Source organism: Serratia sp. CY31944, from assembly GCF_052169175.1.
In the GTDB taxonomy this organism is placed as follows: domain Bacteria; phylum Pseudomonadota; class Gammaproteobacteria; order Enterobacterales; family Enterobacteriaceae; genus Serratia; species Serratia sarumanii.
This window is the reverse complement of record NZ_JBJNLG010000007.1, coordinates 129,901-151,192: the sequence shown is the minus strand read 5'-3', so window position 1 is coordinate 151,192 and position 21,292 is coordinate 129,901. Positions and strand designations below refer to the sequence as shown.

Here is a 21,292-nt window from a genome sequence, read left to right as displayed (position 1 = left end):
TCGATTCCTTTAGAGCGGGGTCTGTGGTGTTTCAGCGGCGGCCGGGATTTCGGCGAACGCCTCACCCATGCGGGTGACGGTGCCGTTTTGCAACTGCGGCGCGAGCTGCACGCTGCCTGCGGTAAACAGATTGATCACCGTGGAGCCAAGCTTGAAGCGGCCCATCTCGGCGCCTTTTTCCAGCGCGATGGCGCCCTCTTCACCGGCGGCCGGGTAGGTCCAGCGTTTGATGATGCCTTCGCGCGGCGGCGTGACGGTGCCGGCCCAAACGGTTTCGATGCTGCCGACGATGGTGGCGCCGACCAGAATTTGCACCATCGGCCCGATGTCGGTGTCGAACACGCAGATCACGCGCTCGTTGCGCGCGAACAGGTTAGGCACGTTGGCGGCGGTGAGCGGGTTGACCGAGAACAGATCGCCCGGCACATAGATCATTTCGCGCAGCACGCCGGAGCATGGCATGTGCACGCGGTGGTAATCGCGCGGCGCCAGATAGGTCGTGGCGAACAGGCCGTTGCGGAACGGTTCGGCCAGCAGGTAGTTGCCGGCCAGCAGCGCTTCCAGGCTGTAGTGATGGCCTTTGGCCTGGAAGATTTGATCGTCGCGGATCGGGCCGAGCTGGCTGATGGCGCCATCGGCGGGCAGCGCCAGCCAGTTGGCGTCGGCGATGATTGGGCGTGCGCCATCGCGCAGCGGGCGCACGAAGAAGTCGTTGAAGGTGGCGTAAGACGCCAGGTCCGGATTTTGCGCTTCCTGCATGTCCACGCGGTAGAAGCGGGCGAAGGCCTTGATCACCAGTTGGGTCAGCCAGCCGGCCCGTTTGTCGGCGCCCCAGCCCGCCAGGCGGGTCAGCGCCAGCTTCGGTAGCCAGTATTGCAATTTAATCTTGATGCTATCCAGCACGTTAACCTCGTGAATCAGGGTAAAGGGCGCGCATTGTAACGAGGGCCTCGCCGTCGTCAATGCCCGCCCGTCAGTGTCAGTCTGCGGCGTCCGTGAAGTTCTTGCGAACCTTCACCTGCGCCATGCTTTCCAGAATGCGGTGATAGTTGTCGAAACGCTCTTCCGCGATATCGCCTTTCTCCATCGCCGCGCGGATGGCGCAGCCGGGATCGGTATCGTGGCGGCAGTCGCGGAATTTGCAACCGCCTAAATAATCACGGAATTCGACAAATCCGCGGGTGATTTGTTCCGGCTCCAGGTGCCACAGGCCAAACTCGCGCACCCCGGGGGAGTCGATCACGTCGCCGCCGTGCTGGAAATGGTACAGCCGCGCGGCGGTGGTGGTATGTTGCCCGAGGCCCGATACGTCGGAAACCTGATTTACCAGAATTTGCTCTTCGGACGGCGGCAGCAGCGCATTCAGCAGGCTGGATTTGCCGACGCCGGACTGGCCGGCGAAGATGCTGATGCGCCCGGCCAGCGCCTGTTCGAACTCCGCCATGCCTTCTCGCGTCTGGCTGGAGACTTCCAGCACCCGGTAGCCAATCTTGCGATAGATATCCATCATGCCGTCGACCAGCTTGCGCGCTTCGGCGTCCAGCAGGTCGATTTTGTTGAGCACGATCAGCGGCTCGACTTCGAGCGTTTCGCAGGCCACCAGATAGCGATCGATGATGTTCAGCGACAGCTCGGGCAGGATCGCCGACACGATGACGATCTGATTGATATTGGCGGCGATCGGCTTCACGCCGTCGTAGAAGTCCGGGCGCGTCAGCACCGAGGTGCGTTCGTGCACCGCTTCCACGATGCCTTTCACCCCTTCATGGGCGCCCAGGCCGGGGCGCCACACCACGCGATCGCCGGTGACCAGCGAACGCAGCGTACGGCGGATATTGCAGCGGTGCTGAGTGCCATCCGGCGCCTCAACGTCGGCGTGCATGCCGAAACGGCTGATGACGACGCCTTCCTGCGGCTCGCCCAGTTGGGAATCATCCGGTTCCGGTTTGTTATCAGCGCGCTTCAGACGGCGCTGATGGTTCGCCTGCACGCGGCGTTGCTGACCTTTGGACAGTTTGTTCTTACTCACTGCGCCTCACTTGACTCGATTTTATACCTTTACACGTACGGCGGCGGTTGGGGCCTTCCCCGGCCGCAGCCTTGAACCCGTCGGGGTATATGTCGCCCAGGGCGACCAAAAAGACTATGATACACGCTATTTTATATTAAATAACCGTTGTTAGCCGTCGGCTGCGGCGCGTCGCCACCGGCGGCGCCCGCCGTCTCGTCCGCACAGCGTTTTTCTCTCGGCTTTTAGGCAGGAAACATCATGACAGGAAACGAAAATAACCTGATTTGGATCGATTTGGAGATGACCGGGCTGGATCCCGAGCGTGACCGCATCATCGAGATCGCCACGCTGGTCACCGACGCCAACCTGAACATCCTGGCGGAAGGGCCGGTGATCGCCGTGCATCAGTCCGACGAACAGCTGGCGCTGATGGACGAGTGGAACGTGCGCACCCATACCGGCAGCGGGCTGGTGGAGCGGGTGAAAGCCAGCCGCCAGGACGATCGCGCCGCCGAGCTGGAAACGATAGCCTTCCTGCAGCAGTGGGTGCCGGCCGGCAAATCGCCGATCTGCGGCAACAGCGTGGGCCAGGATCGCCGTTTCCTGTTCCGCTATATGCCGGAGCTGGAGGCCTACTTCCATTACCGCTACCTGGACGTCAGCACGCTGAAGGAGCTGGCGCGCCGCTGGAAGCCGGAAATTCTCGCCGGCTTTAAAAAGCAGGGCACCCATCAGGCGCTGGACGACATTCGTGAATCGGTGGCCGAACTGGCGTATTACCGCGAACATTTCATCCAGCTCTAAGGTGCGAGGGCCTCTGCGGGGAAAAAACGCCGGTTTTAGCCGCTTAATTCGCCAATCTGGCGCTTTAATCGGCAATCAAACAAAAATCGCGTTTTTTTGCTTTCAGGGGCTTGCGGCAAAAAGGATTTCTCGTATAATGCGCACCCCGTACCGATGAAGAATTTCGTAACGTTCCACCATCGATACGCCGGGCGGGAATAGCTCAGTTGGTAGAGCACGACCTTGCCAAGGTCGGGGTCGCGAGTTCGAGTCTCGTTTCCCGCTCCAAATTCAACAATGTCGCGATGCGGCATGATGAATAAATAAAGCAGTATCAAGCAGTACCTATGCGACGCGGGAATAGCTCAGTTGGTAGAGCGCAACCTTGCCAAGGTTGAGGTCGCGAGTTCGAGCCTCGTTTCCCGCTCCAAAAATTCAAAGGTCACGCCAGTGTTTGGTGGCCGGATGCCAAAAGCATCTCAATGCGGGAATAGCTCAGTTGGTAGAGCACGACCTTGCCAAGGTCGGGGTCGCGAGTTCGAGTCTCGTTTCCCGCTCCAATTTTCTCTTCGTTTCAAACTCAAATCCAACGCCTTATCCGGCGCGGGTTTTTGTCCCGTTTTACACGCCTGGTAAAAATGTTGTGAACAGAGTTATCCACAGCCTCTGCACATAAACTCGCCTGCCTGAAAAATCAACGTCATACAAATTAAATATTTATCTATTTGATTTATAAGTTTATTTATTTATCCCAAAACGTTATGCCGATCACTTGCTCTTTTTGTTGCAGTTGAAAGACAACGTGTTTTTATTTTTATGCACAAATCCACAGAGTGAGTCTTCCGGCGCTACGTCCGAATGGCGCACGCCGTCAGGCATCCCTTGGCAAACCTTTTTCCACAGCCCGTATCAGCCGTTTTTTCTGCGCCGTTTGCACCTCGATGCCCTGCGCTTCGCGGCGGGCGAGCTGTTGCGCCAGCGCCCAGTGGATATGTTCGTCCAGCATGGCGTTCTGGCCCAAACGGGTGCGCAGTGCGAGCACGATGCCGTCCTCGTAGGGCGCATTGCCCAGCGCTACGGCGATATTGCGCAGCCAGCGCAGGTGGCCGATGCGGCGTATCGCCGAGCCTTCGGTGATGCGCAGGAATTTTTCCTCCGTCCAGTTGAACAGATCGATCAGCTGCGGCGCATGCAGCGCAGCGCGCGGGCTGAAATCGTCTTCGTCGGTAAGCTGCGAAAAGCGGTTCCACGGGCAGATCAGCTGGCAGTCGTCGCAGCCGTAGATGCGGTTGCCGAGCAGCGGGCGGAACTCCTCCGGGATCGCGCCTTCCAGCTCGATGGTAAGGTAGGAGATGCAGCGCCGGGCGTCTACGGTATAGGGGGCGACGATGGCGCCGGTCGGGCAGGTGGTGATGCAAGCGACGCAGCGGCCGCACTGCTCTTCCTGCGGCTGGTCTACCGGCAGCGGCAGATCGATCAGCAATTCGCCGAGGAAAAACCATGACCCGGCTTCACGGTTGAGAATTAGTGAGTGTTTACCAACCCAGCCAATGCCCGCCTTGGCGGCCAGCGCGCGTTCCATCACCGGCGCAGAATCGACAAAGGGGCGGAAATTCAACTCGCCGCAGTAGGCCTGGATCTGATCGCCCAACTTTTTCAGGCGCTGGCGCAACAGCTTGTGATAGTCGCGCCCCAGCGCATAGCGGCTGACGTAGCCCAGCTGCGGATTTTGCAAGGTGCTGGCAAATGCCGCTTTGGCCGGCAGGTAGTTCATGCGTACGCTGATCACTCGCAGCGTGCCCGGCAACAGTTCGTGAGGGCGCGCGCGCAGCATGCCGTGGCGCGCCATCCATTCCATTTCGCCGTGGTACTGTTTGTCGAGCCAGGCCTGCAGCTTCGGCTCTTCAAGGCTCAAATCGGTATCGCAGATGCCAACCTGCTGGAATCCTAGCGATTGCCCCCATTGCTTGATATGTTGGGCGAGTTGATCGAGATCGAGGGGGTGCGTCATGACGGGCCACAGTGAAAAAGCATACGCTGACAGTTTACCACACTCTGTCTGGCCTGCGGATTGGATCCGTCGCTCGGAACCCGCAGCGGCGGCCTCGCTCGGTATTTCTCTTTACGATTTGATGCAGCGCGCCGGTCAGGCGGCCTACGCGCTGGCGCGCAACGCGTACCCCTCCCGCGACCACTGGCTGGTGCTGTGCGGCCACGGCAACAACGGCGGCGACGGCTATGTGGTGGCGCGCCTGGCGAAGGCGGCGGGCGTGCAGGTGACGCTGATCGCCTGCGACGGCGCACGGCCTTTGCCACCGGAAGCCGCAGCGGCCCGCGAGGCCTGGCAAGCCGCAGGCGGTGACATTCTGCCGGCGAACAGCCGCTGGCCGACGTCTGTTTCTCTCATTATCGACGGCCTGTTAGGCACCGGCCTTGGCAGCGCGCCGCGTGCGCCCTACGACGCGCTGATCGAGGCCGCCAACCGCCATTCGGCACCGGTGGTGGCGCTCGATATTCCGTCCGGCCTGCTGGCGGAGAGCGGCGCGGCGCCGGGCGCGGTCGTGCGTGCCGCGCACACCGTCACGTTCATCGGCCTCAAACCGGGGTTGCTGACCGGCCAGGCGCGCGACTGGGTCGGGCAACTTCATCAGAATGCGCTAGGCTTATCGGGTTGGTTGGCGAAGCAACCGGAGCAGATTCAGCGGCTTACCGCCGAGGTGTTGCCGCGTTGGCTGCATCCGCGCCGTCCCTGCGCCCATAAGGGCGAGCATGGCCGCCTGCTGTTGGTGGGTGGCGATCGCGGGTTCGGCGGCGCCATTCGCATGGCGGCAGAGGCGGCGCTGCGCAGTGGGGCTGGGTTGGTGCGAGTGCTTACTCACATGGAGCATGTCGCGCCGCTGTTGGCGGCCCGGCCGGAGCTGATGGCGCAGGCGCTGGACGAGGCGACGCTGCGGCAGGCGATGCAATGGGCGGATGTGCTGGTGATTGGCCCGGGTCTGGGCCAGGCTGAGTGGGGCAAAAACGCCTTGAACGTGCTGCAAACCAGCGATAAACCGGCCTTGTGGGACGCCGATGCGCTGAACTTGCTGGCATTAAATCCCGAGAAACGGCAGAATCGCGTGATGACTCCGCATCCTGGAGAGGCTGCTCGGCTGTTGAGCTGCAGCACTGCCGACATCGAGAGTGATCGCTTACTTGCCGTGCGCAAGCTGACGGCGCGCTACGGTGGCGTGGCGGTGCTGAAAGGCGCCGGTACGCTGATCGCCGATGAGCAGGGGCAGATGGCGGTCGCCGATGTCGGCAACGCCGGCATGGCCTCCGGCGGCATGGGCGATGTGCTGTCGGGCATCATCGGCGGTTTGCTGGCGCAAAAGCTCTCGCTGTATGATGCCGCCTGTGCGGGCTGCGTCGTACACGGCGCGGCCGGCGATCGCGTAGCGGAAAGACAAGGAACAAGAGGCATGTTGGCGACCGATTTACTGCCGGACATCCTTCATTTCGTTAACCCTGAGTGGGCAAAATAGACTTTATCGAATGAAAGAACTCGTTTTACCTCTGCCGGACGAGGCAGCGACTGTCGCTTTGGGCACCACTTTGGCCCAGGCCTGCGATCGCGCCAGCGTCATCTATCTCTACGGCGACCTGGGCGCCGGTAAAACCACCTTCAGCCGTGGTTTCCTGCAGGCGTTAGGGCATCAGGGCAACGTCAAAAGCCCGACCTACACGCTGGTGGAACCCTATGCCTTGCAGCCGCTGGCGGTGTATCACTTCGATCTGTATCGCCTGGCCGATCCGGAAGAGCTTGAATTCATGGGCATTCGCGATTACTTCGCGCAAGACGCCATCTGCCTGGTCGAATGGCCGCAGCAGGGCACCGGCGTGCTGCCGGAGCCGGATCTGGCGCTGCATCTTAGCTATCAGGGCGAGGGGCGAGAGGCGAAGATCGAGGCGATTTCCGCATACGGCAGCCAGCTGTTAGACCGCATTCATGGAATCACAGGGATGATGCTGCAATGACGCACGTGTTGAAAAAATTTGCGGTCATCATGCTGATCGCCGTGCTGGGGCCGCTCGGCGCGTTGAACGCGCTGGCGGCGTCCTCGCTGTCCGATATCAAAGTGTCCAACGCCCAACGCGAAGCGACGGTGTCGGTGAGCTTCAATGGCCCGCCGGACTATGCGTTTTTCCCGCTGCACGGCCCGGAACGCGTGGTGCTGGACGTTAACCAGAAGGGCAAGGTCGGCGGTCTTCCGCTCAATTTCAGCGGGCAAAACCTGGTGAAAAGCATTCGTTCCAGCGCGCCGAAAGACGCGCAGAGCGTGCGCCTGGTGTTTGATCTGACCCAGCGCGCCAAAACCCGCGTCGCCACCCGCCAGAACGGCGGCGTGCATACCGTGGTGTTCACCATTACGGCCGAAGGCGGCGCCAATACCGTGGTGCGTAAAGCGCCGGTGCAAACGCCTGCGCCGGTCACGGTCAGCCAGCCACCGCGCCAGGCGCCGGTCGCGGTGCGTGAAGCGCCGGAGCCGCCGCTGCGCAAAGCGCCGACAGGATCGAATCCCTTTACCAATAAACAGACCGTGGTCGCAGGCACCGCCACAGAGGTCACGCCGCGCAGCAGCCGCGTTTCCGCCGGTTCCGGCGATCGGGTGGTGGTAGCGATCGACGCCGGCCACGGCGGCCAGGATCCGGGCGCCATTGGCCCGAGCGGACTGAAAGAAAAGAATGTCACCATCGCCATCGCGCGCCGCCTGCAGGCGATGCTGGACGCCGATCCGCAGTTCAAACCGGTGCTGACCCGTACCGGCGACTATTTCATCTCGGTGATGGGGCGCTCCGATGTGGCGCGTAAACAGGGCGCCAACGTGCTGGTCTCCATCCACGCCGACGCCGCGCCAAACCGCAGCGCCAGCGGGGCCTCCGTCTGGGTGCTGTCCAATCGCCGCGCCAACAGCGAAATGGCCGGCTGGCTCGAACAGCATGAGAAACAGTCCGAGCTGCTCGGCGGCGCCGGCGATCTGCTGGCCAACAGCCAGGCTGACCCTTACCTGAGCCAGGCGGTACTGGATCTGCAGTTCGGCCACTCGCAGCGCGTGGGATACGACGTGGCGGTGAAGGTGCTGCAGCAACTGCAGAGCGTCGGATCGTTGCATAAACGCCGGCCGGAACACGCCAGCCTGGGCGTGCTGCGTTCACCGGATATTCCCTCGCTGCTGGTGGAAACCGGTTTTATCAGCAATAGCACGGAGGAGCGGCTGCTGGGCAGTAGCGCGTATCAGGAGAAGATTGCCAGGGCCATTCATAACGGCCTGCGCAGCTACTTCCTGGCGCATCCGCTGCAAGCCGACCCAAAGGTGGAAAACCGACCGCTGGACGTCGCAGCGGCGGTTAACACCTCAACACCAGACGTGCGCCAGCCTGAGCCTATCGTCAGCTCGGCCGGCGCGAGCCGCAGCGTAAGCGGCAAGACCCGGATCCACGTGGTGAAGCGGGCGGAAACGCTGTCCGGCATCGCCGACAGCTACGGCACCACCATGGCGGCGCTGCGTGATCTGAACAAACTGAAAAAAGACGGCGTGTGGGTAGGGCAACGCCTGAAGGTGCCGGCGGGGAAAGCCGCCGCCGTCACCACCACCGTCGCCAAGGCGAAAACGCCGGCGAAGAAAACGTCTAAACATAAAGTGGCCCGCGGGGATACGCTCTCCTCCATCGCTTCTCGCTACGGGGTCAGCGTCGGCGATCTGAAACGGGTCAATAATCTGAAGTCGGACGTCGCGCCGCTGGATCGGACGCTGACCATTCCGCAGGCCTAGCGCCATCGCTACAGGAGCCAGCATGCCTATCCAGGTGTTACCGCCGCAGCTTGCCAACCAGATCGCCGCCGGAGAGGTGGTTGAACGCCCCGCGTCGGTCGTCAAGGAGCTGGTGGAAAACAGCCTGGACGCCGGCGCAACGCGCATCGATATCGATATTGAACGCGGCGGTGCCAAGCTGATCCGCATTCGCGACAACGGCTGCGGCATCGGCAAGGACGATCTGGCGTTGGCGCTGGCGCGGCACGCCACCAGTAAAATCAGCACGCTCGACGATCTGGAGGCTATCGTCAGCCTCGGTTTCCGCGGCGAAGCGCTGGCCAGTATCAGCTCGGTTTCCCGTTTGACCCTGACGTCGCGCACCGCCGAGCAAAGCGAGGCGTGGCAAGCCTATGCCGAAGGGCGCGAGCAGGCGGTGACCGTCAAACCCGCCGCGCACCCGGTCGGGAGCACGCTGGAAGTGCTGGATCTGTTTTACAATACGCCGGCGCGCCGCAAGTTCATGCGCACCGAAAAAACCGAATTCGGCCATATCGATGAAGTGGTGCGGCGCATTGCGCTGGCGCGTTTCGATGTGGCGATCAACCTCAGCCACAACGGCAAACTGATCCGCCAATACCGGGCGGCGAAAGAAGAGAGCCAGCACGAACGCCGTTTGGGCAGCATCTGTGGCCCGGCGTTTTTGCAGCATGCGCTGAACATCGACTGGCAGCACGGCGATTTGAGCATCCGCGGTTGGGTGGCGGATCCGGCCGGGGCGCGCCAGCTGGGTGAAATGCAGTATTGCTACGTCAACTGCCGCATGATGCGCGATCGTTTGATCAATCACGCTATTCGTCAGGCCTATCAGGATCAGCTGAAGGACGATCAGCAGCCCGCTTACGTGCTGTATCTGGAGGTCGATCCGCACCAGGTGGACGTCAACGTTCATCCCGCCAAGCACGAAGTGCGTTTCCATCAGGCGCGGCTGGTGCACGATTTTATCTACCAGGCGGTAACCACCGTGCTGCAGCAGGCCGGTCAGACGCCGCCGCTGCCGCTGGCGGAAACGCCTGACGAAGCGCCCGCGCCGGTCTGGCAGCCGGAGAACCGCGTCGCCGCCGGCGGCAACCATTTTTCTCAGCCTGCGCCGCGCCGTGAAACGCCGCCACCGGCCGGCACCGCCCGTGAGCGGGCGCCGCAGCCGGGTTGGCAAACGGCGGGCGGTTACCAGAAACGCGAAGGCGAGCTGTACGGTAAACTGATGCAGCCCGACGCCGAGCCGCAGGCCGATGCCGCGCCGGCAGTTTCGAGCAAGCCGCCGCTGTTCCCGCCGGCGAAAGCCGCAGCGGAAACGCCGTTGGCGGGCGGCCAACACAGTTTTGGCCGGGTGTTGATGATCCATCCGCCGTGCTACGCGCTGATTGAGCAGCGCCAGCAGCCAGCGTTGCTCAATCTGGCGGTAGCCGAACGCTGGCTGCGCCAGGCGCAGCTCAACCCGCCGGCGGAAGGGCTGCGGCCGCAGCCGCTGCTGATCCCGATTAAGCTGACGTTGGAGAAGCGCGAAGCGGCGGCCATTGCGCGGCATCAGGCGCTGCTCGTGGCGATGGGGCTGGATCTACAGACGGATCATGGCCGTGTGACGCTGCGCGCAGTGCCTTTACCATTACGCCAACAAAATTTACAAAAACTGATACCCGAACTGTTAGGCTATCTGGCCGAACATCAGGAGATGTCGCCCGCGGTGCTGGCCACCTGGCTCGCTCGCCGTCTTGGCAGCGAACATGAACAGTGGAACACCTCGCAAGCGATACAATTGTTGACCGACGTTGAACGACTTTGCCCGCAGCTGGTCAAATCGCCACCGAGCGGACTTTTACAACCCGTTGATTTACAGGCCGCACTGGCGGCCCTCAAGCATGACTGACACTGAAATGACACCACGTCCCCCGGCTATTTTCATCATGGGGCCGACCGCCTCGGGCAAGACCGCGCTGGCGATCGCGCTGCGCGAACGCCTGCCGGTGGAACTGATCAGCGTCGATTCCGCGCTGATTTACCGCGGCATGGATATCGGCACCGCCAAGCCGAGCGCCGAAGAATTGGCGCAGGCGCCGCATCGGCTGATCGATATCCGCGATCCCGCCGAAGCCTACTCGGCCGCGGAGTTTCGCGCCGACGCGCTGAAGGAGATGGCCGACATCACCGCCGCCGGGCGCATTCCGCTGCTGGTCGGCGGCACCATGTTGTATTTCAAGGCGTTGCTGGAAGGATTGTCGCCGCTGCCGTCCGCCGATCCCGCGGTGCGCGAGCGCATCGAACGGCAAGCGGCGGAGCAGGGCTGGGAGGCGTTGCATCGGCAGTTGCAGGCGATCGATCCGGTCGCGGCATTGAGAATTCATCCGAATGATCCGCAGAGACTGTCCAGAGCACTGGAAGTTTTTTTTATTTCGGGTAAAACTTTAACGGAACTGACTAAAATTTCGGGTGAATCGTTGCCGTATCAAGTTCACCAATTTGCGATAGCGCCGACCAGCCGTGAGTTGATCCATCAACGCATCGAGCTGCGGTACCATCAAATGTTGGCGGCGGGTTTTGAGACGGAAGCGCGTGCACTTTTCGCACGGGGTGATTTGCATACGGACTTGCCCTCCATTCGCTGTGTCGGTTACCGCCAGATGTGGTCATACTTGTCTGGTGAAATTAGTTACGATGAGATGGTTTATCGTGGTATTTGCGCAACACGTCAGTTGGCTAAACGCCAGATGACCTGGTTACGGGGTTGGGAGTCGGTCCATTGGTTGGACAGTGAAAAGCCGGGAGAGGCTTTGGACTCGGTGACACAGGTTGTTAGTGCATAGGTTGGGTGATTGTGTACAATTGCTGAGTATTCAGCGCGCAAATTTTTTACGTCGTTTATTTTAGAGCCGACAGGTTCTTAGTTACAAACAACAAGCAAATAAGGAAAAGATAGAATGGCTAAGGGGCAATCTTTGCAAGATCCGTTCCTGAACGCATTGCGTCGTGAACGTGTTCCGGTTTCTATTTATTTGGTGAATGGTATTAAGCTGCAAGGCCAGATTGAGTCTTTTGACCAGTTTGTCATCCTGTTGAAGAACACGGTTAGCCAGATGGTGTACAAGCACGCTATCTCTACCGTTGTCCCGTCTCGCCCGGTCTCGCATCACAGCAACAACCCGAGCGGCGGTTCAAGCAACTATCACCATGGCAACAATCCGTCTGCGCAGCAACAGCCGCAGCAGGAAAGCGATGACGCTGAATAAAGCGCGTTGCAAGTCAACCATGACGGGGAGCATAAGCAGCCGCGGGCTGTTTATGTCCCCCAAACTCACGGTGAGTGTCCGTTTGAGAGGTTGCACGCTTGTTTGACCGTTATGAAGCCGGTGAGCAGGCCGTACTGGTTCATATCTATTTCTCGCAAGACAAAGATACGGAAGACCTCAACGAGTTCGAATCGTTGGTTTCCTCAGCCGGTGTCGAAGCTTTGCAAGTGGTGACCGGTAGCCGCAAAGCCCCGCATCCGAAGTACTTTGTCGGCGAAGGAAAGGCCGAAGAAATTGCAGATGCGGTGAAAGCCAGCGGCGCGTCTGTTGTCCTGTTTGATCATTCCCTTTCCCCGGCGCAGGAAAGAAACCTCGAGCGCCTGTGCGAATGCCGGGTGATCGATCGCACCGGGCTGATTTTAGACATCTTCGCCCAGCGTGCCCGCACCCATGAAGGTAAGCTGCAGGTGGAGCTGGCGCAGTTGCGTCACATCGCCACGCGTCTGGTACGCGGCTGGACGCACCTGGAGCGGCAAAAAGGGGGGATTGGCCTGCGCGGGCCGGGGGAAACCCAGCTTGAGACCGACCGTCGCCTGTTGCGCGATCGCATCAGCTTGATTCTGCGCCGCCTGGAGCGGGTAGAAAAGCAGCGTGAACAAGGCCGACGCGCGCGGACCCGCGCCGATGTGCCGACCGTATCGCTGGTGGGCTACACCAACGCCGGCAAATCCACCCTGTTTAACCGAATAACGTCTGCCGAGGTGTATGCGGCGGACCAGCTATTTGCCACCCTGGATCCTACGTTGCGGCGCATTGACGTGCCGGACGTGGGGGATACCGTGTTGGCGGATACCGTAGGCTTTATCCGGCACCTGCCGCACGATCTGGTGGCCGCCTTCAAGGCGACGCTGCAGGAAACGCGCCAGGCATCTCTGCTGCTGCACGTCATCGATGCCGCAGATCCGCGCGTCGATGAGAACATCGAAGCGGTGAACACCGTGCTGGCGGAGATAGACTCGGATGAAATCCCTACACTGTTAGTGATGAACAAAATAGATATGCTGGACGATTTTGTGCCGCGTATCGACCGCAACGACGAAAACCTGCCGATCCGGGTGTGGCTGTCCGCCGCCAGCGGAGAGGGTATTCCGTTGCTGTATCAGGCGTTGACGGAGCGCTTATCGGGGGAGATCGCGCATTACGAATTGCGCTTACCGCCACGGGCAGGCCGTCTTCGCAGCCGTTTTTACCAGCTTCAGGCGATTGAAAAAGAGTGGAACGAGGAGGACGGCAGCATTGGCGTGGTGGTGCGAATGCCGATCGTCGAATGGCGTCGTCTCTGCAAGCAAGAACAGGACCTGATTGACTTTATCGTATGATCATATCCTGTTACATTTATGCTTCGCGAAAGCCTGAAGTACCCAATCACAGAATATGGAGCTAAAACATGGCGTGGAATCAGCCCGGTAATAACGGACAGGACCGCGACCCGTGGGGGAGCAGCAATAACAATGGCGGCAACTCTGGCGGTAACAACAAAGGCGGTCGTGATCAAGGGCCACCTGATTTGGACGATATCTTCCGCAAACTGAGCAAGAAATTGAGCGGTTTCGGCGGGGGCAAAGGTTCCAACAGCAATAGCGGCGGCACCGGCACCTCTGGTCCGGGCTTCAGCGGCCGCATTATCGGTATCGCGGCGGTGGCCGTGGTGGTGATTTGGGCCGCCAGCGGCTTCTACACCATCAAGGAAGCCGAGCGCGGCGTCGTGACGCGTTTCGGCAAGTTCAGCCACCTGGTGCAGCCGGGCCTGAACTGGAAGCCGACCTTCATCGACGACGTGCGTCCGGTGAACGTGGAATCCGTGCGCGAGCTGGCGGCGTCCGGCGTGATGCTGACCTCTGATGAAAACGTGGTGCGCGTGGAAATGAACGTGCAGTACCGCGTGACCAACCCGGAAGCGTACCTGTTCAGCGTCGTCAATGCCGACGACAGCCTGAGCCAGGCGACCGACAGCGCCCTGCGCGGCGTGATCGGCAAATACTCGATGGACCGCATCCTGACCGAAGGCCGTACCGTGGTGCGTAACGATACGCAGCGCATGCTGGAAGAGACCATCCGTCCTTACAACATGGGCATCACGCTGCTGGACGTCAACTTCCAGGCGGCGCGTCCGCCGGAAGAGGTGAAGGCATCCTTCGACGATGCGATCGCCGCGCGTGAAAACGAGCAGCAATACATCCGTGAGGCGGAAGCTTACGCCAACGAAGTTCAGCCGCGTGCGAACGGCCAGGCGCAGCGTCTGCTGGAAGACTCCAAGGCTTATAAGGACCGTACCGTCCTGGAAGCTCAGGGTGAGGTGGCGCGCTTTGCCAAGCTGTTGCCGGAATACAAGTCCGCACCGCAGATCACCCGCGAGCGTCTGTATATCGAAACCATGGAAAAAGTGCTGGGCCATACCCGTAAGGTGTTGGTGAGCGACAAAGGCAACAACCTGATGGTGCTGCCGCTGGATCAGATGCTGCGCGGCCAAGGCGCGGCGCCGGAGAGCGGCAACAAGGATACCAGCCTGATTCGCCTCAATCCGAATCCTGCGCCGGCTGCCAACAGCAGCGCCCCGCGCACCAGCGGCGGTTCGATTATGGATCAGCGCCGGGCGAATGCGCAGCGTGACGACACCACTCGCGTAGGGAGAGAGTAATCAATGCGTAAGTCTTTTGTAGTTATTGTCCTCGCGGTGCTGGTGGTGCTGTACGCTTCGCTGTTCGTGGTGCAGGAAGGCCAGCGCGGCATCGTGCTGCGTTTCGGCAAGGTTCTGCGCGACGGCGAAAACAAGCCGCTGGTGTATGCGCCGGGTCTGCACCTCAAGATCCCGTTCATTGAGACCGTGAAGAACCTGGATGCGCGCATCCAGACCATGGACAACCAGGCCGATCGTTTCGTGACCAGCGAGAAGAAAGACCTGATCGTCGACTCCTATCTGAAGTGGCGCATCAGCGACTTCAGCCGTTACTACCTGGCGACCGGCGGCGGTGACGTCTCCCAGGCCGAAGTGCTGCTGAAACGCAAGTTCAGCGACCGTCTGCGTTCCGAAATCGGCCGCCTGGACGTGAAAGACATCGTGACCGACTCGCGCGGCAAGCTGATGTCCGACGTGCGTGACGCGCTGAACACCGGCACCGTGGGTGATGGCGAAGAAGTGGCGACCACCGAAGCCGATGACGCTATCGCCTCTGCGGCGGCGCGCGTTGAGCGGGAAACCACCGGCAAACAGCCGCAGGTTAACCCGAACAGCATGGCGGCGCTGGGCATCGAAGTGATCGACGTGCGTATCAAGCAGATCAACCTGCCGGCCGAAGTGTCCGACGCCATCTACCAGCGTATGCGCGCCGAGCGTGAAGCGGTAGCCCGTCGTCTGCGCTCGCAGGGCCAGGAAGAAGCCGAGAAGCTGCGCGCCAGCGCGGACTACGAGGTGACCCGCACCTTGGCGGAAGCCGAGCGTCAGGCGCGTATCACCCGCGGTGAAGGCGATGCCGAAGCGGCCAAGCTGTTTGCCAACGCGTTCAGCCAGGATCCGGACTTCTATGCCTTTATCCGCAGCCTGCGTGCCTATGAAGCCAGCTTCAAGGACAACCAGGACGTGCTGGTACTGAGCCCGGACAGCGATTTCTTCCGCTACATGAAGTCGCCTGATACCCTGCGCAAGTAAGTGCGGCAGGCAATCTGATCGAGGGCCCGTTTTCGCGGGCCCTTTCTCGTTTTTGGGGGATGCATGAACTCAACGATTTGGCTGGCGCTCGGGCTGGTTCTGGTGTTGGAAGGATTGGGGCCGATGCTGTTTCCGCAGGCCTGGCGCAAAATGATTGTGGCGATGTCGCAGTTGCCGGACGCGACGCTGCGGCGATTTGGCGGTGGAATAGTGGTTGCGGGCTGCGTGATCTACTACATGTTGAGCGGCCGCACGGGTCTTTAAAGTCTAGCCCAAAATTTATGCAATCGTATGCTAAAAGTGCTGAAAATCGAAAATTACGGTGGTAGAATCCATTTTTAAGCAATCGGTGATTTTGAAAAATGGGTAAGAACGTCGTCGTACTGGGCACCCAATGGGGTGACGAAGGTAAAGGCAAGGTTGTAGACCTGCTGACTGAACGGGCTCAATATGTTGTGCGCTACCAAGGTGGCCATAACGCTGGCCACACTCTGGTAATCAACGGTGAAAAAACCGTTCTTCATTTAATTCCTTCAGGTATTCTGCGTGAAAACGTCACCAGCATCATCGGCAACGGTGTTGTTCTGGCGCCGGACGCGTTGATGAAAGAAATGGGTGAACTCGAAGCGCGTGGCATCCCGGTACGCGAACGTCTGTTACTCTCTGAAGCTTGCCCGTTGATCCTGCCTTACCACGTCGCGTTGGACAACGCGCGTGAGAAAGCGCGCGGCGCAAAAGCGATCGGCACCACCGGTCGCGGCATCGGCCCGGCTTACGAAGATAAAGTCGCTCGTCGCGGTCTGCGCGTCAGCGATCTGTTCAACAAAGAAACCTTCGCCGCTAAGCTGAAAGAGATCGTCGATTACCACAACTTCCAGCTGGTCAACTACTACAAAGTTGAAGCCGTCGATTATCAGGCGACGCTGGACTACGTGCTGTCTATCGCCGACATCCTGACCGCCATGGTGGTTGACGTTTCCGAACTGCTGGACGGCGCGCGCAAGCGTGGCGACCTGATCATGTTCGAAGGCGCTCAGGGCACCCTGCTGGATATCGACCACGGTACTTACCCGTACGTTACCTCCTCCAACACCACCGCCGGCGGCGTGGCTACCGGTTCCGGCATCGGCCCGCGTTATGTGGACTACGTGCTGGGCATCGTGAAAGCCTACTCCACGCGCGTGGGTGCAGGTCCGTTCCCAACCGAACTGTTCGATGAAACCGGCGAGTACCTGTGCAAGCAGGGTAACGAGTTCGGCGCCACCACCGGCCGTCGTCGTCGTACCGGCTGGCTGGACGCGGTAGCGGTGCGCCGCGCGGTGCAGATCAACTCCCTGTCCGGCTTCTGCTTGACCAAGCTGGACGTCCTGGACGGCCTGAAAGAAGTGAAGATCTGCGTGGGCTACCGCATGCCGGACGGCCGTGAAGTGGATACCACTCCGCTGGCGGCTGAAGGCTGGGAAGGCATCGAGCCTATCTACGAAACCATGCCGGGCTGGAGCGAAACCACCTTTGGCGTGAAAGAGCACAGCAAGCTGCCTCAGGCTGCGCTGAACTACATCAAGCGCATCGAAGAAGTGACCGGCGTACCGGTAGATATCATCTCTACCGGCCCGGATCGCAGCGAAACCATGATCCTGCGCGACCCGTTCGACGCATAATCAGGCTTTGCAGCATTAAACAAACCGGGCGCGTCCCGGTTTGTTTTTATCCTGACTCCCTCCGATTGCGGTTTCACGTCAAAAAATCCTTTCATAAACCCGCCTTAGGGCGCGGGATTCGCTAAATAATTAGCGACGAACTCTCCGGCTGGTTTATTATCCAATGAGTAATCTTTTGAATAGCGCCGAAAAGCGGCGTATCAGACGGGTAAAACGATACCCAGAGGTAAGATGTGCAGTTAACAAGTTTTACTGATTATGGCCTGCGGGCGTTGATCTACATGGCCTCGTTGCCGCAGGACAAGATGACCAGCATCTCGGAAGTGACCGAGGTTTACGGCGTGTCTCGCAACCATATGGTGAAGATCATCAATCAGTTGAGCCGGGTAGGTTTTGTCACGGCGGTGCGCGGCAAGCATGGCGGCATTCGCTTGGGCAAACCGGCCGAGAGCATTCGCCTCGGCGACGTGGTACGGGCGCTGGAGCCGCTCGCGCTGGTTAACTGCAGCAGTGATTTTTGCCACATCACCCCTGCCTGCCGATTGAAGCAGGTGCTCCACCAGGGCGTACAGAATTTCCTTGAAGAGCTGGATAAGCATACGTTGGCCGACATGGTCGAAGACAATCCGCCGCTCTACAAGCTATTGCTTGTCGAATAAAACGACGTTGAGAAGACAAGGCTCAACGTCATCCTGCTGATGACAACGGAGGAACCGCAATGTCACAAGATCCATTCCTGGAACGAGAAGCAGAAAAATACGAATCCCCTATCCCCAGTCGTGAATATATCCTGGCCCATTTGGCGAAAAGAGAAACGCCGGCCAGCCGCGAAGAACTGGGCAACGAACTGGGCCTCAGCGGTGAAGAGCAGCTGGAAGCGCTGCGTCGCCGCCTGCGAGCCATGGAGCGCGATGGCCAGTTAGTGTTTACCCGCCGCCAGTGCTACGCGCTGCCGGAGCGTCTGGATCTGCTGCGCGGCACGGTGATCGGCCACCGCGACGGCTATGGCTTCCTGCGCGTTGAAGGCAGCAAAGACGATCTGTACCTGTCTGCTGAACAGATGAAAATGGCGATCCACGGTGACGTGGTGTTGGCGCAGGCGCTGGGCGCGGATCGCAAAGGGCGCCGCGAAGCGCGCATCGTTCGCGTGCTGGTGCCGAAAACCAGCCAGATTGTCGGCCGCTTCTTCATGGACGCTGGTACCGGCTTCGTGGTGCCGGACGACAGCCGTCTGAGCTTCGATATTCTGATCCCGGCGGACAGCGTCAGCGGCGCGCGCATGGGCTTTATGGTGGTGGTGGAGCTGACTCAGCGCCCGACCCGCCGCACCAAGGCGGTCGGCAAGATCGTCGAGATCCTCGGCGACAAGATGGGCACCAGTATGGCGGTGGATATCGCGCTGCGCACCCATGAGATCCCGCATACCTGGCCGCCGCAGGTGGAAAAACAGGTGGCCGATCTCAGCGAGCAGGTGCCGGAAGCGGCCAAGAAGGGCCGCGTCGATCTGCGCAAGCTGCCGTTGGTCACCATCGACGGTGAAGACGCACGCGACTTCGATGACGCCGTGTACTGTGAGAAGAAACGCGGCGGCGGCTGGCGCCTGTGGGTGGCGATCGCCGACGTCAGTTACTACGTGCGCCCGCGCACCGCGCTGGACGACGAAGCGCGCAGCCGCGGCAACTCGGTGTACTTCCCATCGCAGGTGATCCCGATGCTGCCGGAAGTGTTGTCCAACGGGCTGTGCTCCCTGAACCCGCAGGTCGATCGCCTGTGCATGGTGTGCGAGATGACCATCTCCGCCCAGGGGCGCCTGTCTACGGCCAAGTTTTACGAGGCGGTGATGAGCTCGCATGCTCGCCTGACCTACAACAAGGTGTGGCACATTCTGCAGGGCGATCAGGAGCTGCGCGAGCACTACCATCCGCTGGTCAAGCACCTGGAAGAGCTGCACGCGATGTACAAGGTGCTGGATAAGGCGCGCGCCGAGCGCGGCGGCATCGCGTTTGAAACCGAAGAAGCCAAGTTCATTTTCAACGCCGAGCGTCGCATCGAGCGCGTGGAGCCGACGGTGCGCAACGACGCCCACAAGCTGATCGAAGAGTGCATGATCATGGCCAACGTGGCGGCCGCGCGCTTCGTCGAGAAACGCAACGAGCCGGCGCTGTACCGCGTGCACGATCGTCCGAGCGACGACCACATCTCCGCGCTGCGCAGCGTGCTGAGCGAGCTGGGGCTGACGCTGGGCGGCGGCAACAAGCCGCAGCCGAAGGACTATGCGGTGCTGATGGATGAAGTGTCCGAGCGTCCTGACCACGAAATGCTGCAAACCATGTTGCTGCGTTCGATGAAGCAGGCGATTTACGATCCGGAAAACCGCGGCCACTTCGGCCTGGCGCTGGCGTCTTACGGCCACTTCACTTCGCCGATCCGCCGTTATCCGGATCTGGCGCTGCACCGCGCGATCAAATATCAGCTGGCCAAAGAACACGGCGAGCCGAAAGAGCGCTGGACGCCGACCGGCGGCTGGCACAGCGAATTCGAAGAGATGCTGCAGTTGGGCGAACACTGCTCGATGACCGAGCGCCGCGCGGACGAAGCGACGCGCAACGTCGCCGACTGGCTGAAGTGTGACTTCATGCAGGATCACGTCGGTGAAGTGTTCAGCGGCATCATCTCCAGCGTGACCGGCTTCGGTTTCTTCGTGCGCCTGAACGATCTGTTCATCGACGGGCTGGTGCACGTATCAACGCTGGATAATGATTACTATCGCTACGATAATATCGGCCAGCGCCTGATCGGCGAATCTTCCGGCACCGTCTATCGCCTGGGGGATACGGTGGAGATCCGCGTGGACGCGGTGCATATGGACGAGCGCAAGATTGACTTCGCGCTGGTGTCCAGCACCCGCAAAGCGCGCGGTGAAGGTAAAACCGAGCGCGATCGCGCCAAGAAGGGCGGCCAGCGCACGCTGCGCGACAACGGCAACGCGGGGCGCGGCAAGCGCCGCGGCGGCAAACCGCCGGCCAACTTCGAGCCGGACAGCGCCTTCCGCAAGCAGGACGACGCCAAGCCCGCGGACAACGTGAAGAAGGCGAAAAAGAAAGCCAAGAAAGCGTCCGACAAAACGCGGAAAATCGCGGCGGCGACCAAAGCCAAACGCGCAGCCAAGAAGAAAGGTGCCGAGCAGGCTTAACCTGCCGCACATCGTTATCATCGGCCGGTTATCGCCGGCCGCACGAATTTAAAAGAGCATCATGAGCGAAATTATTTACGGCATCCACGCCGTCAAAGCCCTGTTAGAGCGCGATCCGCAACGCTTCCTGGAAGTGTTTATCCTGAAAGGCCGCGAAGATCGTCGCCTGCAACCGCTGATCGCCGAGCTGGAAGCGACCGGCATCGTGATCCAGGTGGCGAACCGCCAATGGCTGGATGACAAGGTTGAAGGCGCGGTGCACCAGGGGATCATCGCCCGGGTGCGCGAGGGGCGTCAGTATCAGGAGAACGATCTGCCGGGCCTGCTGGAAAGCGTGGAGACACCGTTCCTGCTGGTGCTGGACGGCGTGACCGACCCGCACAACCTCGGCGCCTGCCTGCGCAGCGCCGACGCTGCCGGCGTGCACGCGGTGATCGTGCCGCGCGACCGTTCCGCCCAGCTGAACGCCACCGCCAAGAAAGTGGCCTGCGGCGCCGCCGAAAACGTGCCGCTGATCCGCGTGACCAACCTGGCGCGCACGCTGCGTCTGCTGCAGGAAATGAACGTTTGGGTGGTGGGCACCGCCGGCGAAGCCGACCATACGCTGTATCAGAGCAAAATGACCGGCCCGATGGCGCTGGTGATGGGCGCGGAAGGCGAAGGCATGCGCCGTCTGACCCGCGAACACTGCGACGAACTGATCAGCATCCCGATGGCCGGCACCGTCTCTTCGCTGAACGTGTCGGTCGCCACCGGCATCTGCCTGTTCGAAGCGGTGCGCCAGCGCGGCTGATTCTTCTGACGGGGGCTTAGTGCTCCCGTTAATTCCCCCTCTTGTGATCCCGCCTGCGGCAGAAATCTC

At 60.7% G+C, this 21,292-nt stretch carries 18 protein-coding genes and 3 tRNA genes; 18 read left to right on the top strand and 3 right to left on the bottom strand.

Translation table 11 applies throughout. The annotated features are described in order from the left end of the window. Positions 1-9 precede the first annotated feature (9 nt). Together asd and rsgA are read right to left on the bottom strand one after the other, a co-directional pair. The gene (gene asd, locus ACJ8IN_RS10660; protein WP_047569661.1) at positions 10-903 is read right to left on the bottom strand and encodes an archaetidylserine decarboxylase; all 894 of its coding nucleotides are present in this window, start codon (positions 901-903) and stop codon (positions 10-12) included. Between the two features lie 76 nt (positions 904-979). Then, positions 980-2,029, bottom strand: a complete 1,050-nt coding sequence (gene rsgA / locus ACJ8IN_RS10655) for a small ribosomal subunit biogenesis GTPase RsgA (RefSeq protein ID WP_033638924.1) — start codon at positions 2,027-2,029, stop codon at positions 980-982. 240 nt (positions 2,030-2,269) lie between these two features. Between rsgA and orn the strand changes: the two genes are divergently transcribed. The 4 genes from orn (at position 2,270) to ACJ8IN_RS10635 (ending at position 3,354) form a co-directional block, all read left to right on the top strand. Then, positions 2,270-2,815, top strand: a complete 546-nt coding sequence (orn, locus tag ACJ8IN_RS10650; RefSeq protein ID WP_033636776.1) for an oligoribonuclease — start codon at positions 2,270-2,272, stop codon at positions 2,813-2,815. Positions 2,816-3,006: 191 nt separating this feature from the next. Continuing rightward, positions 3,007-3,082: transfer RNA gene (locus ACJ8IN_RS10645), tRNA-Gly, on the top strand. A 66-nt stretch (positions 3,083-3,148) separates the two neighbouring features. After that, positions 3,149-3,224 (top strand) — tRNA-Gly (locus tag ACJ8IN_RS10640). A gap of 54 nt (positions 3,225-3,278) precedes the next feature. Next, positions 3,279-3,354 (top strand) — tRNA-Gly (locus ACJ8IN_RS10635). Between the two features lie 311 nt (positions 3,355-3,665). On the opposite strand, the gene queG is transcribed toward ACJ8IN_RS10635, so the two are convergent. Further along, on the bottom strand, positions 3,666-4,805 hold the full coding sequence (gene queG, locus ACJ8IN_RS10630; protein WP_308325365.1) for a tRNA epoxyqueuosine(34) reductase QueG: 1,140 nt from the start codon (positions 4,803-4,805) through the stop codon (positions 3,666-3,668). Here queG and nnr point away from each other — a divergent pair. The 14 genes from nnr to rlmB all read left to right on the top strand — a co-directional run bounded on the left by nnr (position 4,804) and on the right by rlmB (position 21,223). Beyond that, positions 4,804-6,318, top strand: a complete 1,515-nt coding sequence (gene nnr / locus ACJ8IN_RS10625) for a bifunctional ADP-dependent NAD(P)H-hydrate dehydratase/NAD(P)H-hydrate epimerase (RefSeq protein ID WP_308325366.1) — start codon at positions 4,804-4,806, stop codon at positions 6,316-6,318. The genes queG and nnr overlap by 2 nt on opposite strands. Before the next feature lie 10 nt (positions 6,319-6,328). Continuing rightward, positions 6,329-6,811: a tRNA (adenosine(37)-N6)-threonylcarbamoyltransferase complex ATPase subunit type 1 TsaE gene (gene tsaE / locus ACJ8IN_RS10620; protein ID WP_308325367.1), complete on the top strand. Its 483-nt coding sequence runs from the start codon at positions 6,329-6,331 to the stop codon at positions 6,809-6,811. Continuing rightward, positions 6,808-8,607: an N-acetylmuramoyl-L-alanine amidase AmiB gene (gene amiB, locus ACJ8IN_RS10615; RefSeq protein WP_308325368.1), complete on the top strand. Its 1,800-nt coding sequence runs from the start codon at positions 6,808-6,810 to the stop codon at positions 8,605-8,607. The genes tsaE and amiB overlap by 4 nt, the downstream gene beginning before the upstream one ends. Positions 8,608-8,629: 22 nt before the next feature. Beyond that, a complete protein-coding gene (mutL, locus tag ACJ8IN_RS10610) occupies positions 8,630-10,513 on the top strand; it encodes a DNA mismatch repair endonuclease MutL (protein ID WP_047569649.1) in 1,884 nt (627 codons plus the stop codon). Next, complete coding sequence (gene miaA / locus ACJ8IN_RS10605; RefSeq protein WP_004933679.1) at positions 10,506-11,447, top strand: tRNA (adenosine(37)-N6)-dimethylallyltransferase MiaA; 942 nt, start codon at positions 10,506-10,508, stop codon at positions 11,445-11,447. Before mutL ends, miaA begins: the two co-directional genes overlap by 8 nt. A gap of 114 nt (positions 11,448-11,561) precedes the next feature. Then, on the top strand, positions 11,562-11,870 hold the full coding sequence (hfq, locus tag ACJ8IN_RS10600) for an RNA chaperone Hfq (RefSeq protein WP_004933678.1): 309 nt from the start codon (positions 11,562-11,564) through the stop codon (positions 11,868-11,870). Between the two features lie 98 nt (positions 11,871-11,968). Continuing rightward, positions 11,969-13,249 (top strand): ribosome rescue GTPase HflX, encoded by a 1,281-nt coding sequence (gene hflX, locus ACJ8IN_RS10595; RefSeq protein ID WP_004933675.1) that lies wholly within the window; start codon positions 11,969-11,971, stop codon positions 13,247-13,249. A gap of 68 nt (positions 13,250-13,317) precedes the next feature. Continuing rightward, complete coding sequence (gene hflK / locus ACJ8IN_RS10590; RefSeq protein ID WP_033636782.1) at positions 13,318-14,568, top strand: FtsH protease activity modulator HflK; 1,251 nt, start codon at positions 13,318-13,320, stop codon at positions 14,566-14,568. Between the two features lie 3 nt (positions 14,569-14,571). After that, entirely contained in the window at positions 14,572-15,576 is a 1,005-nt protein-coding gene (hflC, locus tag ACJ8IN_RS10585; RefSeq protein WP_004933669.1) for a protease modulator HflC, read from the top strand. A 63-nt stretch (positions 15,577-15,639) separates the two neighbouring features. Continuing rightward, positions 15,640-15,840, top strand: coding sequence for a DUF2065 domain-containing protein (locus ACJ8IN_RS10580; protein ID WP_004933666.1), 201 nt, complete (start codon positions 15,640-15,642; stop codon positions 15,838-15,840). Positions 15,841-15,938: 98 nt separating this feature from the next. Beyond that, positions 15,939-17,237 (top strand): adenylosuccinate synthase, encoded by a 1,299-nt coding sequence (locus tag ACJ8IN_RS10575; RefSeq protein WP_033654892.1) that lies wholly within the window; start codon positions 15,939-15,941, stop codon positions 17,235-17,237. A 233-nt stretch (positions 17,238-17,470) separates the two neighbouring features. Beyond that, complete coding sequence (gene nsrR / locus ACJ8IN_RS10570; RefSeq protein WP_033636784.1) at positions 17,471-17,896, top strand: nitric oxide-sensing transcriptional repressor NsrR; 426 nt, start codon at positions 17,471-17,473, stop codon at positions 17,894-17,896. A gap of 59 nt (positions 17,897-17,955) precedes the next feature. Next, on the top strand, positions 17,956-20,430 hold the full coding sequence (rnr, locus tag ACJ8IN_RS10565; RefSeq protein WP_039567854.1) for a ribonuclease R: 2,475 nt from the start codon (positions 17,956-17,958) through the stop codon (positions 20,428-20,430). A gap of 61 nt (positions 20,431-20,491) precedes the next feature. Continuing rightward, positions 20,492-21,223, top strand: a complete 732-nt coding sequence (rlmB, locus tag ACJ8IN_RS10560) for a 23S rRNA (guanosine(2251)-2'-O)-methyltransferase RlmB (RefSeq protein WP_004933653.1) — start codon at positions 20,492-20,494, stop codon at positions 21,221-21,223. Positions 21,224-21,292: the final 69 nt, after the last annotated feature.